Annotated in this window: 1 protein-coding gene; it reads right to left on the bottom strand. The window is 46.9% G+C overall.

Annotated features, from left to right (window positions below; translation table 11 throughout):
* Positions 1-156 precede the first annotated feature (156 nt).
* Positions 157-405 (bottom strand): hypothetical protein (locus tag KVT27_RS23810; protein WP_217582091.1); only part of this gene is annotated, 249 nt, incomplete at its 5' end.

Consider the following 405-nt stretch of genomic DNA (forward strand, 5'->3'; position numbering starts at 1 on the left):
GCCGAATTGGGCGAGCAGCTGGCTATGGAGATTTCGGATGGCAAGAGCGTGGAGCCTTACAATCTGCCTCTAGCGGCCTTCAAGACGAAAGTTATTGAAGAGACGGACGATAAGTCTTCGGCTTTCTATCCGTTTCAAGCTACGCTCAATGATTGGTCAAGAGGGATTAACTACAATGGAGGGGGAAGCTTGCCCTACTCCTATAAGATGAATTTGGATTTCGATATTAAGCTGCAGGATGAAATTGTCGTGGATCAGAGCTTTTCCAAAATGAGGGTGGAGTTCGCGGACGAGAACAATAGAATCTTGACCTCGAAAGTCTTCTCCTTCACGGGTGAGAATAAGCTGGTTAGCGGCATACAGACGATCGAGTTCAACTTGGATCGTCTTGAGACAACGGTATAT

Source organism: Lysinibacillus sp. GbtcB16 (genome assembly GCF_019091145.1).
GTDB lineage: Bacteria > Bacillota > Bacilli > Bacillales_A > Planococcaceae > Lysinibacillus > Lysinibacillus fusiformis.